Source organism: Methanothermobacter sp. CaT2 (assembly GCF_000828575.1).
Classification (GTDB): Archaea; Methanobacteriota; Methanobacteria; order Methanobacteriales; family Methanothermobacteraceae; genus Methanothermobacter.
On sequence record NZ_AP011952.1, the window covers coordinates 1,109,729 to 1,124,006 of the forward strand.

Annotated in this window: 21 protein-coding genes; 4 read left to right on the plus strand and 17 right to left on the minus strand. The window is 51.0% G+C overall.

Annotated elements, in window-relative coordinates; translation table 11 throughout:
* Positions 1–61 precede the first annotated feature (61 nt).
* The 6 genes from MTCT_RS05665 to MTCT_RS05690 all read right to left on the minus strand — a co-directional run bounded on the left by MTCT_RS05665 (position 62) and on the right by MTCT_RS05690 (position 3,886).
* Positions 62–880: a CBS domain-containing protein gene (locus tag MTCT_RS05665; protein ID WP_048175779.1), complete on the minus strand. Its 819-nt coding sequence runs from the start codon at positions 878–880 to the stop codon at positions 62–64.
* Complete coding sequence (locus MTCT_RS05670; protein WP_048175780.1) at positions 873–1,436, minus strand: CBS domain-containing protein; 564 nt, start codon at positions 1,434–1,436, stop codon at positions 873–875. The genes MTCT_RS05665 and MTCT_RS05670 overlap by 8 nt, the downstream gene beginning before the upstream one ends.
* A gap of 11 nt (positions 1,437–1,447) precedes the next feature.
* Positions 1,448–2,182, minus strand: a complete 735-nt coding sequence (locus tag MTCT_RS05675) for a 7-carboxy-7-deazaguanine synthase QueE (protein ID WP_048175781.1) — start codon at positions 2,180–2,182, stop codon at positions 1,448–1,450.
* A 5-nt stretch (positions 2,183–2,187) separates the two neighbouring features.
* Positions 2,188–2,664, minus strand: coding sequence for a 6-pyruvoyl tetrahydropterin synthase/6-carboxytetrahydropterin synthase family protein (locus MTCT_RS05680; RefSeq protein WP_048175782.1), 477 nt, complete (start codon positions 2,662–2,664; stop codon positions 2,188–2,190).
* A 125-nt stretch (positions 2,665–2,789) separates the two neighbouring features.
* The gene (locus tag MTCT_RS05685; RefSeq protein WP_048175783.1) at positions 2,790–3,356 is read right to left on the minus strand and encodes a DUF366 family protein; all 567 of its coding nucleotides are present in this window, start codon (positions 3,354–3,356) and stop codon (positions 2,790–2,792) included.
* A gap of 164 nt (positions 3,357–3,520) precedes the next feature.
* A complete protein-coding gene (locus MTCT_RS05690) occupies positions 3,521–3,886 on the minus strand; it encodes a PPC domain-containing DNA-binding protein (RefSeq protein WP_010876854.1) in 366 nt (121 codons plus the stop codon).
* Positions 3,887–3,926: 40 nt separating this feature from the next.
* Between MTCT_RS05690 and MTCT_RS05695 the strand changes: the two genes are divergently transcribed.
* The 4 genes from MTCT_RS05695 (at position 3,927) to MTCT_RS05710 (ending at position 7,518) form a co-directional block, all read left to right on the plus strand.
* Positions 3,927–4,949 carry a DNA polymerase subunit beta gene (locus MTCT_RS05695; RefSeq protein WP_048175784.1) on the plus strand — a complete coding sequence of 341 codons (1,023 nt, stop codon included), beginning with the start codon at positions 3,927–3,929 and terminating at the stop codon, positions 4,947–4,949.
* A gap of 24 nt (positions 4,950–4,973) precedes the next feature.
* Positions 4,974–6,245 carry a homoserine dehydrogenase gene (locus MTCT_RS05700; RefSeq protein ID WP_048175785.1) on the plus strand — a complete coding sequence of 424 codons (1,272 nt, stop codon included), beginning with the start codon at positions 4,974–4,976 and terminating at the stop codon, positions 6,243–6,245.
* 66 nt (positions 6,246–6,311) lie between these two features.
* The gene (locus MTCT_RS05705; protein WP_048175786.1) at positions 6,312–7,079 is read left to right on the plus strand and encodes a Dna2/Cas4 domain-containing protein; all 768 of its coding nucleotides are present in this window, start codon (positions 6,312–6,314) and stop codon (positions 7,077–7,079) included.
* A 169-nt stretch (positions 7,080–7,248) separates the two neighbouring features.
* A complete protein-coding gene (locus MTCT_RS05710) occupies positions 7,249–7,518 on the plus strand; it encodes a hypothetical protein (protein ID WP_048175787.1) in 270 nt (89 codons plus the stop codon).
* A 9-nt stretch (positions 7,519–7,527) separates the two neighbouring features.
* Here MTCT_RS05710 and MTCT_RS05715 read toward each other — a convergent pair whose 3' ends face one another.
* From MTCT_RS05715 to MTCT_RS05765, 11 genes are read right to left on the minus strand one after another with little or no spacing between them, the layout of a single operon-like run.
* Positions 7,528–8,184, minus strand: a complete 657-nt coding sequence (locus MTCT_RS05715) for a DUF5612 domain-containing protein (RefSeq protein WP_048175788.1) — start codon at positions 8,182–8,184, stop codon at positions 7,528–7,530.
* Positions 8,185–8,197: 13 nt separating this feature from the next.
* Positions 8,198–8,449: an energy-converting hydrogenase B subunit P gene (locus tag MTCT_RS05720; protein ID WP_048175789.1), complete on the minus strand. Its 252-nt coding sequence runs from the start codon at positions 8,447–8,449 to the stop codon at positions 8,198–8,200.
* Between the two features lie 10 nt (positions 8,450–8,459).
* Positions 8,460–9,449, minus strand: a complete 990-nt coding sequence (locus MTCT_RS05725; protein WP_048175790.1) for a respiratory chain complex I subunit 1 family protein — start codon at positions 9,447–9,449, stop codon at positions 8,460–8,462.
* 4 nt (positions 9,450–9,453) lie between these two features.
* On the minus strand, positions 9,454–10,590 hold the full coding sequence (locus MTCT_RS05730; RefSeq protein WP_048175791.1) for a nickel-dependent hydrogenase large subunit: 1,137 nt from the start codon (positions 10,588–10,590) through the stop codon (positions 9,454–9,456).
* 19 nt (positions 10,591–10,609) lie between these two features.
* Positions 10,610–11,056 carry an NADH-quinone oxidoreductase subunit B family protein gene (locus MTCT_RS05735; protein ID WP_048175792.1) on the minus strand — a complete coding sequence of 149 codons (447 nt, stop codon included), beginning with the start codon at positions 11,054–11,056 and terminating at the stop codon, positions 10,610–10,612.
* A 6-nt stretch (positions 11,057–11,062) separates the two neighbouring features.
* A complete protein-coding gene (locus tag MTCT_RS05740) occupies positions 11,063–11,572 on the minus strand; it encodes a 4Fe-4S dicluster domain-containing protein (protein ID WP_048176645.1) in 510 nt (169 codons plus the stop codon).
* A 15-nt stretch (positions 11,573–11,587) separates the two neighbouring features.
* On the minus strand, positions 11,588–12,928 hold the full coding sequence (locus MTCT_RS05745; protein ID WP_048175793.1) for a 4Fe-4S binding protein: 1,341 nt from the start codon (positions 12,926–12,928) through the stop codon (positions 11,588–11,590).
* Between the two features lie 18 nt (positions 12,929–12,946).
* Positions 12,947–13,177: a hypothetical protein gene (locus tag MTCT_RS05750; protein WP_048175794.1), complete on the minus strand. Its 231-nt coding sequence runs from the start codon at positions 13,175–13,177 to the stop codon at positions 12,947–12,949.
* A gap of 14 nt (positions 13,178–13,191) precedes the next feature.
* Positions 13,192–13,653: an MnhB domain-containing protein gene (locus MTCT_RS05755; protein WP_048175795.1), complete on the minus strand. Its 462-nt coding sequence runs from the start codon at positions 13,651–13,653 to the stop codon at positions 13,192–13,194.
* Positions 13,650–13,949 carry a hypothetical protein gene (locus tag MTCT_RS05760; RefSeq protein WP_048175796.1) on the minus strand — a complete coding sequence of 100 codons (300 nt, stop codon included), beginning with the start codon at positions 13,947–13,949 and terminating at the stop codon, positions 13,650–13,652. The genes MTCT_RS05755 and MTCT_RS05760 overlap by 4 nt, the downstream gene beginning before the upstream one ends.
* Positions 13,942–14,274 carry a hypothetical protein gene (locus tag MTCT_RS05765; RefSeq protein ID WP_048175797.1) on the minus strand — a complete coding sequence of 111 codons (333 nt, stop codon included), beginning with the start codon at positions 14,272–14,274 and terminating at the stop codon, positions 13,942–13,944. The genes MTCT_RS05760 and MTCT_RS05765 overlap by 8 nt, the downstream gene beginning before the upstream one ends.
* Between the last annotated feature and the right edge of the window lie 4 nt (positions 14,275–14,278).

Below are 14,278 nucleotides of genomic sequence, written 5' to 3' on the forward strand. Positions count from 1 at the left end.
ATTTTATTAATAAAAACTGGGTTCTGGATGATGGATCCTTCTCCTATCATGGGCCACCATTTCACTTGATATAGGCTTTGAGGACGTCCTCCCTGGACACTATGCCCAGAAGATCGGCTTCCTTCACCATGCTGGGGTCACTCTTTATGAACACCGGCTTCTCAACCACCGGGATCCTGCCGATGTCCCTCTCCAGCATCAGAAAAGCAGCTTTTTCAGAAGGCGTATCTGGTGTTATGGCTATGGGTGGTGTCTTCATTATCTTCTCAACCGCCACTGATCTCACATCCCCGGACTCCCTGTGAATCCTGGCATGGCCGTACCTTATGAGGTCCTTCCTTGTTATGATACCTATCAGTTTGCCGTTCTTCATCACCGGAAGCCCTGAAAATCCTGATTCATCCATCTTATCCCATACAGCTGATACAGGGTCGCTGTGCTGGCAGGTGACAGGTTCAGGTGTCATTATCTCCATCACAGGACTCTTAACTGGTTCATAGCCATTTTCAAGGAACCCTGCGATGAAGTCTATGGTACTGACTATCCCGACAAGTTTCATGCTCTCTGTTGACTCAACCACCGGGGCCTGTATTTCACCCGCCCTCACCAGGTCGGCTGCAGCCTTCATTGCCTCCATTTCAGGGGTCAGGATAAGCTTGGGCCTTTCCATTATTCCCCTTGCCTCAAGGTTGGACTTTGTCGCTGTGATGTTAAGCACATCACCCCGGGTTATAATACCTCTCAGTTTTTCCCCGGCGACTACAGGGACGCACCTGAAATCCTCATCCCTTAAAATAGACCTTACTCTTGTGGCGGCGGTTTCAAGTGAGACTGAGACAGGATTTAATGTCATTACGTCTCTTACAAACAAATCATTCACCCTCTAAGTCCTCTTTACACTCCTCACATATGTATTTACCGTCGTACTCCTCAAGGTACTCCTCAAAGTTGCCGCAGATCTCACAGACACCTGGAACTGACCTCTCATTTTCAGGTAGCTGTACCCTGTTCTCCTCAATCCTTGCATTCTCAACAAGGATCTCTGTGAGTTCCGGGGCCACCATCATGACGTCGGAGGATGTCAGGATCCCGACGAGCGCGCCGTCCCTGACCACCGGAAGCCTCCTTATGCTGTTCTTGGCCATCAGCCTCGCTGCTTCGCTGAGCTCCCTGTCAGGTTCTATGCTTATAAGGTTGCGGGTCATTACCTCCCCCACTGTAACCTCACTGGCCTGCAGGTCTCTGGAAACAACCTTCCTTATGATGTCGCTCTCGGTTATGAGTCCCTCTGGTTCGGAGTTGCTCTTGACGATGATGCTTCCAACCTTCTTTTCGGTCATTATTGATGCTGCTTCTGCAACGCTGATGCCAGGGTCTGCTGTTATAACATTCGATGTCATGGCATCATGGACTGTAACCTTTGTTTCCATTTCCATCTGAAAACCTCCTACCTAAGGCCAAGGGCCCTATGCATCTGTGGTATCACGTAAACATCCATATACTTTCCGGCTTCCTGAGACATTTCCAGCAGGCGAGGAGTGTTTTGAGCCCACTGCTCAGGGGGACTGCATGGCTGTATAACCAATGGAAGTCTTTCCAGCTCATCAACGCATTCAAGGAGCCTCTCTGCGAGAGCCCCGATGTAGTCTGCCCCCGTTGTGGGCATCACAACCACCTTACAATATGTATTTACACCTCTTGATATTAATATGTTTATGACTTGAATCTCCCGATCAATGAGGTCACCGGGGCTGGATATATCGGATTCTGTAGTACCTGATCTTAAATTATCTGAAAAATGTTCAGATATTTTTATATCAACTGAGGCGTAGTCAAAGAGGTGAGCTATCCTCTCTGCATTGCCGGGCAGGGACCCGTTGGTCTCGAGAAGGGTCCTGTGAGGGCTCTCTTCAAGGAGTTCTGTGATAAAATCAGGGTAGAGGAGAGGTTCACCTCCTGTGATACTGATTGAATGAAAATCAGGCGTTATTAACCCTTCAATAATCTCTGTAAGTTCAGGGGCTGTGAAGAGCCTCCCGGCTGAGGGGTCCCTGCTCTCTGGTGTGTCACAGTAGCTGCAGTTGAGGTTGCAGCCGGCGAACCTCACAAAGATCTGCCTCCTTCCCACAAGGAGGCCCTCGCCCTGGATGCTGCTGAAGACCTCCACGATGGGTGCCCTCATCAAGATCACCGGGATATCGTGTATATGGCCCCCTGCCCTATACCCTCATTCACACAGACCTCGACGGAGGATATATCATACTTACTGCTCAGTTCCTTGAAGAGGGTTGCGGCAAAGTACCTTGAAAGCTCCTCTGCAGAGCTGGATTCAAGGTCCAGGAGGCAGCAGTCCTCCTCGGGTATGCTGTACTTCTTACCCGCTATTTCAAATTTAACTGTTCTGGTGGTGGATGTGAAGTTTATGAGGGGGTTCCTGAGGGGTATCAGGAGTTTATGGTCAAATTCGCTGCATATTCGTCTGACTATATCCTTAACATCCTTGAAGTCAGCTACAAAACCATGCGTACCGCTCCTCTTACCCTCAACCTTAACATCAACTATGTAGGAGTGACCGTGTATGCAGCCGCATGACTCATGTTCGGGTATCATGTGGGCGGCTGAAAACCTCAGGTTTGCGTGTATTCCATTTATAACTATCTTCATCATTACCACTTCAACTGTTGAATGGGGAGCCGGGTAGCCTATCCTGAAACACCTTAAAAGATCAGGGTCCTGGCCATATCCTCAGACACACCAGTATCCAGACACCAGCAGCATCCCCCGACACCTTAAAAGATCCGGGTCTTGGCTATATCATCCTCTATGGAATCTATCTCGTGTATATACGCCATTGCAACGTTCTCAGCTATTCCCTTAATGTCATCAGCTGACAGCTCAGGCTTTTCATCCAGGAGCCCAATGGTGTCGACATCCTCTGGTGTCCCCCTCTCATGGATGTTGACGCCCAGATGTATCTTCATGCTTGAGACAGAGGCCGTTGCTATTGAAACCGTGAGCTTAGATGAACCTATGTAGAGGTCATCACCCTCCCGCCTTGTCCGCACACCAGTTCTCATGAGTTCCTCCATGAGCAACATCACCAGAATCCTCTGCCTGTGGTATGCGAGCCTCAGGCTGGATGGCTGTTCATCGAAGTGCTCAACGATGAAATGGAGGACCTCTTCAGATCTTATCTCCAGTTCAACGTCCTCATAGTCCACTATATTCTTAACGTCCATGGGGCCTATCCATGTTATTATGCTTGAGCCCTTTATTCCCAGTTCACTGAGGGCCCATGCAGGTTCTATCTGACTCCCATCATAGAGGAGGGGATCTTCAAGGTGCTCATATAACATTACATCACCAGCATTATATCTGGAGCTGCCCCTATTTAATCTATTTAATAAGTAGGATGCCGGGACTGCCATCCTCCTCCATGGATGACAGTATCAATGAATCCACTGGATGAATCCATGCACGGAGGCCCCGGCTGGAGGTCCTGAGTGAAACTTCTGGGTGCTCACTCAAGGACCAGGAGTTCCCGGTAACCTGTCCTCCTGTCCATAACCCTCCTCAGTACTCCCTGGTATGGGATCACGGCTATCTCCGCAGTTGTCCTCACCGGGGAGTCCCCCCTGAGGTGGCCCCCGGTAACCCTGCCCTCTGAATCTGCAACCGCAATGTGTATGTGCACTCCATCAGGGGAGATGGTCCCCTGGAGTGAAAGGATCTCAAGGGGCCCCTCAACCGTGAGTTCTGATTCATCAGCCGTCCTTATCCTGACGCGGTGGAGGCTTCCTATGCCCGTCACCACCACGCCTTCCGAAAAAGCTGCCCTCATCTCCTCCATGAGGTCCATGCCCGGTTCAAGTCTTATGAGAATCATATGAAAAGATTTATAGTCACATCAAGCATTTAATTTATCTATGAGAGCCAGAATCCGTGACTTCATACACACCACTGATGACCTTTTCTTTGCTGTGACCTCATACCTTCATCCTGATGGGAGAATCATGTCATTTTTACGTTACATACCGGATAGACATGGTGAAAGATCACTGGACTCTGCAAGATACTCAAAGGTCAGCTCGGACGTGGCATACCGTTTCCTTGAGGATGCGCACCCTGAGTACCTTCACCACTATGATGAGCTCGGGGTTCTCATGATGGGCGTGCCCCACGATAGGGTCGAGGAGATACTGAGGCCTGAAAATCGTCTGGAGGAGATAATGGAGTCCCCATCAGATCCACTCCTCGAAAAGGCTGTTAAAATAGCAGATACACTCCACGATGCAGCCGGGATCCCCTACAGGTCCATGGGAGTCTCTGGATCCATACTGCCCGGGCTCTATGACCCCGAGAACTCCGACATTGACTTTGTTGTCTATGGACTGAAAAACCACCGGAGGGCCATGGAGGCCTTCGGTGAACTTAAGGATGACCCCTCCTGGCCACTCATGGGCCTCGATGAAGAGCTCCTCAGGAGGGTCTACAGCAAGCGGATCGTTGACGACACCCTATCCTTCAGGGAGTTCTGCTGGTATGAGATGCGCAAGAACAACCGTGGAAGGGTAGATGGAACCCTCTTCGATATCCTTGCAGCCAGGGACTGGAGTGAAATAGATGGTTACTGGGGTGATACAACCTATGAGCCCCATGGGACCATAACCATTGAGTGCACAGTCACTGATGCCCTTGAGGCCTTTGACAACCCCTCAAGGTACCTTGTGGAGGATGTCAATGTGATTGAGGGCCCTTCAGTTGAGATAGGGGAGGTCGTATCCTTCACCCACACCTATGCGGGTCAGGCCAGGGAGGGGGAGCGCATAGTTGCAAGGGGTAAACTTGAAAGGTTCACCGGAAAATCAGAGGGTTACAGGGTAGTTGTTGGAACAACCAGAGAAGCCATGAATGAATTCATAAAGCTGAAGGATCTCAGACTGGAGTAAACAGAAATATGTGGAGGTTTTTGTGTGAACATTGGACTCATAGGATTTGGAACAATAGGGGCAGGTGTGGTGGAAATATTCAACACCAACCCTGATATCATAATGAAAAAGACAGGGATGGACCTCAGGCTCAGAAGGGTGGTTGACCTTGACATTGAAACCGACCGTGGCGTTGAAATAGATCCGGGGATCCTGTCAACCGACGCAGATGACATTCTCGAGGATCCTGAAATAGACATCGTCATAGAACTCATAGGTGGCTATGAACCGGCGCGTAGCTTCATCCTGAAGGCCATAGAAAATGGTAAGCACGTTGTAACAGCCAACAAGGCCCTCCTTGCAAGGCACTGGGATGAAATAATGGATGCTGCCAGCAAGCATGGCGTGAGGGTTGCATTTGAGGCCAGTGTTGGTGGTGGTATACCCGTCCTCAGGGCCCTCAACGAGTCCCTCGCAGCCAACAGAATAGAATCCATATATGGAATAATAAACGGTACCGCCAATTACATACTGACCAGGATGGCCTCAGAGGGCATGGAATTTGATGATGTCCTGCGGGAGGCCCAGAGGCTCGGATATGCTGAAAGGGATCCCACCTTCGACATAGAGGGCCATGACACCGCACAGAAGCTAATAATACTCACACTGCTTGGTTTTGGTGTCCATGTACCAGAGAATGAACTCCATGTTGAGGGTATAAGCAGTATAAGGAGGGATGACATTGAATATGCCACTGCAGAGCTTGGATGCAGTGTGAAGCTCCTTGCAACAGCCAGGCTCAATGATGGTGAACTGGAGCTGGGTGTTACACCAACCCTGGTACCACATCATCACCTCCTCTCCTCTGTGAACGGTGTATTCAACGGGATATACATAACCGGGGACTTCACAGGGCCAGTCATGTTCTATGGAAAGGGTGCAGGGAGGAGGGCCACTGCAAGCGCAGTTGTCGCAGACTGCATGGATATTGCAGTTAACCCTGAGGGATCAATGCCCACAGGTCCAGGCGTCAGGGTTGTTGAGTCAGTGAGGGACTTCTCCAGGACATCCTCAAGGTACTACATAAGGCTTGATGCCGTAGACAGGGCAGGGGTGCTCCATGAAATAGCCGGAGCCTTCAGCAGGCACGGTATAAGTATAGAATCTGTGACCCAGAAGGGCACCCATGAGGGTGAAACTGTGCCGATCCACATCGTAACCCATGAGGCAAGTGAGGGGGCTATCCAGGGGGCCCTCTCTGAGATATCAGAGATCAGGTGGGTGAGGGGTGAACCCCTGCGCCTCCGGATACTCTGAACCAATAATTTTTTAAATGTTAGTAATAATTTAATATTAATTAATATTATAAGGTGTGGTGATCAGATGTCGGTTGCTGTGTCCATGATATCTGAATTCATGTTCTGCCCCCTCAAACTGTACCTCCGGGAGGTTCTCGGGGTGAGGGAACCCATGAGACCCGAGGCAGTACACCTCAGGAAGGCCTACCTTGACTTCAGGGCAGCGGCAGAGAGCATCACCCGGAAACTGGAAGATGATGTTGGGGTGGATGAACTGGAATCAATGCTGATGGAGGACCTTGAGAGAATTCTGGGGGACCTTAATGAGGGTGAAAGGGATCTGATAGCTGAACCCCTGGTATTTGAGGTGAGGACCATGGCACTGCGTATAGGGAGGGCCATGAACATCCTGGGGGGCCAGTGCGACAGGGTGGCCTCCCTCCTCTTCCCACCCCTCATCAGGGACTACCCCATATATGATCCGTCCATCGAACTGCATGGCCGTGTCAGCATGGAGATAAGTGGTGGTTCATATCACCCCCTCAAGTTCAGGACATCCCTGCCACCTGCAAGTGGGGTATGGCCCTCTGACAGCCTTGAAATAACGGCCCAGGCAATTCTGGTTGAGAGGGAATTTGAAACAGAGGTCATGGTATCCTTCATAGACTATATCCTGCCTGCAGAGCGGCGGCCGGTGGTGATAGATTACCGCAGGAGGGAGTACCTCTTCGATGTGCTTGATGAGATAAGGAGGATAACCGAGGATGGTGAGGTTCCCTCAGTGGATCTGAACCCATCAAGATGTGCCGGTTGCAGCCTTGCAGAGGTCTGCTCCAGGGAGGGTCTGTACTGACCCAGGTTACCTGGCGGATGAAGGTCACCCGGGATCAGAATACATGATTTTCATCAGAGGATGTGGGGCCTGCAAAGATTACCATACTCTGAACCAGATCCGGTGATTTTTTTGAGATAATTTCCCAGAGTTTAAATAATTGTTTCAATATAATACCTATGGTGATGCTATGAAGGAGGAACTTCTTAAAAAGTGTGAAAATCTGGACAGTCCGGATATAATGAGCAGCTGCCGTGTTCTCCTGGAACTTGCTGAGAAGAAGAAGGATGAGATACCTGAGGAGGACCAGAGCTACCTTGAAATGGCAGAGAACCTGAAACCATCAGACGTCTCAAAGGTCCTGGAACTTGCCCTCAAAATAAGGGAAAGCGGTGACATAAAGGACACCGAACTCAAAAACGCTGCAAGCAAGCTCATAAGGGCAATTGAGATGAGCTGAATCTTTTTTCTAAAATTTTTTACCCCTTACCTTTTCTATACTGAAAACAGCGGTATCAGCCACCGCCATGACACTCATAACCCCTGCCTGTATGGGGTCTGTTACAACGAGGTCAGCCACATCGGTGACGCTCCCCGGCATGTTGAGGCTGATAACCGTAATATCATGTTCCCTCTTAACCACCTCAACGGCCCTTGTGATTTCACCGCCCATGAGGGACCCTGCAAGTACGAGGGCCGCCACCCTCGGTAGTCTCCCCACAGCCCTCACTGCCTCTGCAAGCTCCTCCTCTCCAACCAGGGGTATGGTGTCGATGCTTATACGTTCACCCCTGATGTTGTGCCTGTCGGCCTCACTGATGGCCCCCATTGCAACCTGGGAGACCTGGGCTCCCCCACCGATTATGATTATCCTCTTACCATAGATCTCCTCCAGTGACCTGTGTACCTTCACATCCAGTACCGTGCTGGAGGATTTCAGCTCATCAATGAGGGACTCCCGGTCATCTATATCCTCAAGTTCCATGTATATTGCGCCATGCCCATCCCTTTCAACGTAGAGGTGGGCGTAGGTGATGTTTATATTCCTTGAGGCTATCATGCCGGTTATCTCACTGAGAACACCTGGCCTCTCCACGGTCTTTATGCTCAGAGCCACTGAACTCATTAAAATCACTGGATCAATCTGATGCCTCAAGGAGGGCCTTCTCCCTCCTCCAGAGGCTCAGGTAGTTATCATCATCCCCCACAGGCACTATTTTAAGTCCAAGTTTCCGGTGTTCCTCTATCCATCCCTCATCAAATACAGGGACCTCTATCTTTATGTGCTCATCGGTGGGGTTTACAACTATCAGGTTACGGTAGGGGAACTCAAGTTCAACTATGTACCCCCCGAGGCTTATCATGTGCCTTGGTCTTATCACTATCTTCATACTATCACCTTCAAACAAATGCTGTGACCAGTGCCAGGACCCCGAGCACCGAAGCCGCCGCCGTTACAGGGTAGAACTGCTTGAATGTGAATACCGGTGCAAAGGCGCTGAATATGGCCATGAGGACCGGGAAAACCGCCGCAACTGCAATGTTAACCAGTATGCCCCAGCTGAGTATGTTCGGTGGCACTCCCAGGAAGAGGACTGAGAAGAGACACCCCAGTGTGAACATGAGGAACCCCCTGGTTATGTAGACAAATGCCCGGTAGCGTGCGGCATACTCCATGTATGGCCCCTCTATCACATCAGCCTTTGTCTTGAGGATTGCGAAGGGGTACTCGTTGAGGAGTATCATGTATCCTATGAAGAAGACAACGGCCCCCACCACACCGGCCAGGGTAAATAGGACGGGTCCATGGATCGCCTGATATGCCACTATGTCCTTCAGGAAGATGCTGCCTGACATCACAGCCGGCACAAAGATTGCAAGGTAAATTGGGAAGGAGCCGAAGGCTATCAAACGGAATGCCCTCATTGAGCTCAGGTCCTCGAGGAAATACCTCTGAAGATCCGGGTGCTTCGCCCCCCTTGCAAGGTCAGGGAAGGGCATCCCCATGGACATGACAGACCTTGAGAGGGAACCCATGAATACATATATGACCTCCTCTATCTTAAGGAACCCGACGATGGCGACAAGGCTTGCCAGGGCCCCCAGAGTGTACATGGGTGGTATGAGGAAGAGCAGTATTAGGAGGGCTGATATGAAGCCTACTATCGGGAGTGAATTGTAGAGCCTTGGCAGGGGTGAGCATGGCTTAACCGTCTTTTTATAGAAGAACTTCAGGGCCGCCATAAGCCCCGGGCTTGAGACAGGTGGTCCTATCCTCTGCTGTATCCTTGCATGCACAAATTTTCTTTCAATACCAGGGAGCCAGAGGCTCACAAGCAATCCCAGGATTACTGTTCCCAAAACCGTTACAACTGCGTATGATGGATCCATTAAATCACCTGCGAGGATTATCAGACAGATCTACAATTTCTATGGCCCTGTCTGTGCATGTGAAACAGGGGTCGCACTGCACTATGCCCAGCTGGGCGTCCGTGATGTGGTGGCCTATGCATGCATACTGCATTGCCCCTATGTTTGACATGGAGGGCGTCCTTATCACCGAGCCCCTGACCCTTCCATCCTCTATGGCATATGAGTGGTAGAGTCTGCCACGCGGTGCCTCCACATAGCTCCTGACAATGCCTGTGTCCTGCATCTCCCAGCTCCTGTCAACAACCCTGCCCCCGGGTAAATCCCTGAGGGCCTGTCTTATGATCTTCACCGATTCAAATATCTCAAGGACACGCATGAGGAGGTTTGCCCTCACATCACCACCATCCTGTGTTATCACGTCAAATTCAAAGGGGTCGTAGCATGGCATTTCACGCCTTGTGTCAAGGTCCACGCCGGTTGCCCTCAGGGTTGGTCCTGTGACGTGTAACCTCAGCGCATCCTTTCTGCTTATGGGGCAGACCCCTGTTATACGGGACATTATCATGGGATCAGAGGTGAACCTCTCTGCGAAGGCCTCCACCTTCTCCTCGATGAGGTCAATACCCTCCCTTATCCTCTGTATCTTCATCTCATCAAGGTCAGCCCGGGGTCTTATTCCACCTATTATGGGGACGCCGTACTGTACCCTGTTACCTCCTATGAGTCTTAGAAGTTCCATGACAGTCTCCCTTATGTAGAAGAGCCTCATGGAGAATGTCTCATGTCCCAGAACCTCATTTCCATGTGCAAGGTAAAGTAGGTGGCTGTGGATCCTTTCAAGTTCACCCACGATGATCCTAATGTAGGATGCCCTCTCAGGTATCTCAACCCCGAGGCCCTTCTCTGCAACCAGTACCGAGTTCCAGAGGTGGACGCCTGAACAGATACCGCAGACCTTCTCGGTGAGACTGTTGGCCTTCTCAACCGGGAGGCCCTCCATTATCCTCTCGATTCCCCTGTGGTTCACGCCAACCGTTATCTCGGCGTCCCGTACTATCTCATCCTCCACGAAGAGCCTTACACGGTATGGTTCTATGGCTGCTGAATGCACGGTCCCCATTGCTATTTCTGTCTCTATTATCTCCTGTTTTCCATCCATTGTAAGCACCTGAATCTGTTCAATCTGCCTCCAGCAGTTTTGGAAGTGCCGCAACTGCACCTGCAAGTACGTCCTCTGGCCTCACCGCGCAGCCCGGGACCCTGGCATCAACGGGTATGACCTGGTCCACCGGACCGCAGATCTCCTCAGAGGGTATGTCCCCATGTATGTTCTTGTAGACACCACCCATGAGTGCGCATGCACCTGCAGCTATAACCGCCTTTGGTTCGGGTATTGCATTGTATATTGCCTTCAGTGGTTCCTCGTTCTGCTTTGTAACCGGACCCGTTACTATGAGGACATCAGCCTCCCTCGGGTTCCATGTGAGGAATATTTTGTACTGTTCAGCATCATATTTCGGTGAGAAAACTGCGTTCACGATCTCTATATCGCAGCCATTGCATCCCCCTGTGTATACGAGCATTGCATGTACCGCCCTTGCCCTTGAAAATGATTTAAGTCCCATTTTGCATCACCTGATCCTCCTTGCAGCCTCTGCAAGGGTAGTGCTCTTCATAACACTCTTATCAGCCAGGAACTGGGATATGAATCTGAGCTTATCCTCTGATATCTTAACTGGTTTCTGTAGCACCCTCCCGGCGTCGAAGTCAACCTCCCCCACATCGTTGGGGTGTATGGTTCCGGGTTCACCGAAGAGTGCGTAGAGGGGGCAGAAGTCGTGACAGTAGTAACAGTGCACGCATTTTTCACTGTTCAGTACCGGTATCTGTTTCTTCACGAGCCCCTCAATTATCTCAACGGGTTCATCCAGGTCCCTCATCTCAATGGCCCCTGTGGGGCAGGCGTTGGAGCACCCTGCGCATCCTATGCATGAGACCTCGGCGACCTTGGGTTCAGGTTCCACCCGCCCCTCAAGGATCCTCCTTCGCAGTTCCATATCTGTCACACGGTCAGCTGCAAGGAATATCCTCTTCAGGTTGGTGTAGGATCCCTCCAGCATTATCCTTAGAAGATTCTTCACATGATCCACCATCCATTAATCTGATGCAAATTCCCTCTCAAATATCACTGCCCTTGCAGGGCATATGTTGGAGCATGCCCCGCAGTGTATGCATTTATCATCATCAACTACCATCAATCCGCTTTCATCCCTTGATATGGCATCCTCTGGACACACATCCAGACAGAGGCCGCACCTTATGCAGAGCCTCGGGTCTATGAGGGTGAATCCACCCTTTATACTTCTCTTCTTCATGGTTGTTCTCGGTATCGCATCGACAGGGCAGTGTATCCCGCACTTCTCACAGAGTATGCATCTGTCGGTGTCCACCTCTATGGATCCCCTGCGCAGTGTTATGGCATCCACAGGGCATATCTCAGAGCAGATACCGCATGATATGCAGTCCTCTGAGACTGATCCATCCCATCTGACCGTCTGGAAGCTCCTTGCCTCGCTAACATCACAGGCATTAACGCAGCGGCCGCATGAAACACAGTAGCCCCTGAGCTCCCCATCAACCATCCGCAGCGTACCCACAGGGCATGCCTCAATGCAGGGTGTCTCATCACAGTCCCTGCAGAGTGTCGGGTCATATCTTAGTCTGCCATCAACCATCCTGAGGGCGCCCCTCTCACAGGACTCTGCACAGAGGCCGCAGTTGAGGCATGACACTATGCTGCCCTCCCGACTATCCTCTGCCCCTCTTATTTTCACCTTAAAGTCGTCAAGGTATATTGCATTGCTGGGGCATTCCCGCATGCATTTGAGACAGAGGGTGCATTTTTCAGGGTCGATTTTGAGGTCCTCTATTGCACCGACCGGACAGACATCCTCACAGACACGGCACTCCGTGCATACGCCCTCCCCGGTATCAACAATAATGGCGCCTGTGGGGCAGTAGTACTGGCACCTCCTGCAGAGGGTGCATCTTTCGGTGTCGGTGACCACGTTGACCCTGGTGGCCTCATGACTCCTTGGAGTCCTCTTAACCGGTGGTTTAACTGCAAGGTTCAGTGATTCAAGGAATCGAAGCTGTCTGTCCTCTATGAGGTCAAAGGCGTCCACCCTTGCACCGAGGGGACATGCGTCCACGCAGAGACCGCACCTTGCGCATATGCCCTTAACAACACCATCCTCTATCTTTATACTGTTAACAGGGCAGGTCATCTCACATACACCGCAGGCATTGCACTTGGCCCTGTCAACAACGTATCCACCGTACCTGTTCCTGCGTATTGCCTTGTTGGGGCAGGCCTCCATGCAGGCGCCGCAGGTTATGCAGCTGAAGGCCCTGCCATCAATCATCCTTATGGCTTCTGTAGGGCATGCCTTAACACATTCCCCGAGTCCCTCACATTTTCCTGTTGATATGAACATGATCATAACCCCATGAGATTATCCGCGTCCAAGTAAGATCCTGCCTGCCATTATACCCACTGCTGCAGCCACAAATCCTGTGGCGACCGGGAGGTCCGTGTAGTAAGGGAATGGACCAAGGTTCCAGGCCACGAGGATGAGGGCCAGGATCAGCACTATGTAGGATGACGGCGGGAACCTGTCATCCCTTATCCTGCTTCCGAGTATGAATCCCAGTATGAATCCAAAGATTATTGGTCCTGTGAACATTTCTCAACTCCCCTCTATTCGGTGACCTCTTCACCCCTGAACTCCATGAAGGTTATAACAATTGCACTGAGACCCACCATGACCTTCAGGCCGACCACGATGTTCAGGTAGGGTATTATACCTGCATCTGTGGGGTCAGGGTAGTTGAAGAACCCGCTGACAGCTTGAGATACTCCGTACAGGTCAACTCCCAGGTTGTAAAGGAAGAAACCTGAGAATAAGAGGCCGCAGAGTCCGAGACCAACGTACCCGAGGGCTCCTATGCTCTCCATTGCAGACATGAATTCATGGGAAAACTGGAAGGGGCTCTTTTCAATTCCATAGACAACTGCACAGAATATGAACCCTGCTGCAACCATGGCACCGCCCTGGAATCCTCCGCCGGGTGTTATGTGCCCTCCCAGTACTGTGAGGATTCCGAGACACATTATGAATATGGCTGCAGGGAATGCGAATATCTTAAGTATGGTACTCATCTCTCCTTCCCTCCCTTATCTGAACTCCCAATCTGAACCTTACCCCTTCCAAAGACCAGAAGGGTTACCAGTACAGCTGTGACGAGTATGAGGGCCTCCCCCAGGGTATCGTAGGCCCTCCAGTCAAACACCACAACGGTGACCATGTTGGGGGCTATCTTTGTCCCGAGGTAGTTGTATATGATGCTTATACCGGGGTTTATCATCCCGCTAAGGTCTATTATGGCGTCGAAGAGTGTCACTCCAAAGAGTCCCAGTGCCACGGTGGCCATGAGGCCCCTCAGTGATTCAGACACCGGCACCACCCCAGTAGAATATGGATACAAGTATCCCCAGTGTCAGGAGTACGTAGAACATCATTGTACTGAAACCATCCCCCTGCTCGGTCCTGAGCCTCGCCGACAGCGGAAAGGATGTCAGCAGAACCGCTGCAAGTAAGAGAACCGCGATGACCATCAGGATGAAGTTCAGCTTCCTGAGCATCACCGCGGCTATGAGGACCGCTGATATAAACGTTATCTCGGCTGTTAGGGCGGCTGAGACTGAGATGTTGCTCTCACCGTCTCCCCTCTCTTCTGTGACCTTCCTTATCCTGTTGATTATCTCATCATAGAAGTTCATTCCA

Coding starts and splice junctions, on each gene's coding strand:
- MTCT_RS05720 (WP_048175789.1), bottom strand. CDS start 8,449: ATGAAGATAGTGATAAGACCAAGGCACATGATAAGCCTCGGGGGGTAC.
- MTCT_RS05735 (WP_048175792.1), bottom strand. CDS start 11,056: ATGGGACTTAAATCATTTTCAAGGGCAAGGGCGGTACATGCAATGCTC.
- MTCT_RS05755 (WP_048175795.1), bottom strand. CDS start 13,653: ATGAGTACCATACTTAAGATATTCGCATTCCCTGCAGCCATATTCATA.
- MTCT_RS05705 (WP_048175786.1), top strand. CDS start 6,312: ATGTCGGTTGCTGTGTCCATGATATCTGAATTCATGTTCTGCCCCCTC.
- MTCT_RS05745 (WP_048175793.1), bottom strand. CDS start 12,928: ATGTTCATATCAACAGGAAAATGTGAGGGACTCGGGGAATGTGTTAAG.
- MTCT_RS05725 (WP_048175790.1), bottom strand. CDS start 9,449: ATGGATCCATCATACGCAGTTGTAACGGTTTTGGGAACAGTAATCCTG.
- MTCT_RS05670 (WP_048175780.1), bottom strand. CDS start 1,436: ATGGAAATGGAAACAAAGGTTACAGTCCATGATGCCATGACATCGAAT.
- MTCT_RS05685 (WP_048175783.1), bottom strand. CDS start 3,356: ATGTTATATGAGCACCTTGAAGATCCCCTCCTCTATGATGGGAGTCAG.
- MTCT_RS05750 (WP_048175794.1), bottom strand. CDS start 13,177: ATGTTCACAGGACCAATAATCTTTGGATTCATACTGGGATTCATACTC.
- MTCT_RS05680 (WP_048175782.1), bottom strand. CDS start 2,664: ATGAAGATAGTTATAAATGGAATACACGCAAACCTGAGGTTTTCAGCC.
- MTCT_RS05715 (WP_048175788.1), bottom strand. CDS start 8,184: ATGAGTTCAGTGGCTCTGAGCATAAAGACCGTGGAGAGGCCAGGTGTT.
- MTCT_RS05730 (WP_048175791.1), bottom strand. CDS start 10,590: ATGGATGGAAAACAGGAGATAATAGAGACAGAAATAGCAATGGGGACC.
- MTCT_RS05765 (WP_048175797.1), bottom strand. CDS start 14,274: ATGAACTTCTATGATGAGATAATCAACAGGATAAGGAAGGTCACAGAA.
- MTCT_RS05695 (WP_048175784.1), top strand. CDS start 3,927: ATGAGAGCCAGAATCCGTGACTTCATACACACCACTGATGACCTTTTC.
- MTCT_RS05675 (WP_048175781.1), bottom strand. CDS start 2,182: ATGAGGGCACCCATCGTGGAGGTCTTCAGCAGCATCCAGGGCGAGGGC.
- MTCT_RS05710 (WP_048175787.1), top strand. CDS start 7,249: ATGAAGGAGGAACTTCTTAAAAAGTGTGAAAATCTGGACAGTCCGGAT.
- MTCT_RS05690 (WP_010876854.1), bottom strand. CDS start 3,886: ATGATTCTCATAAGACTTGAACCGGGCATGGACCTCATGGAGGAGATG.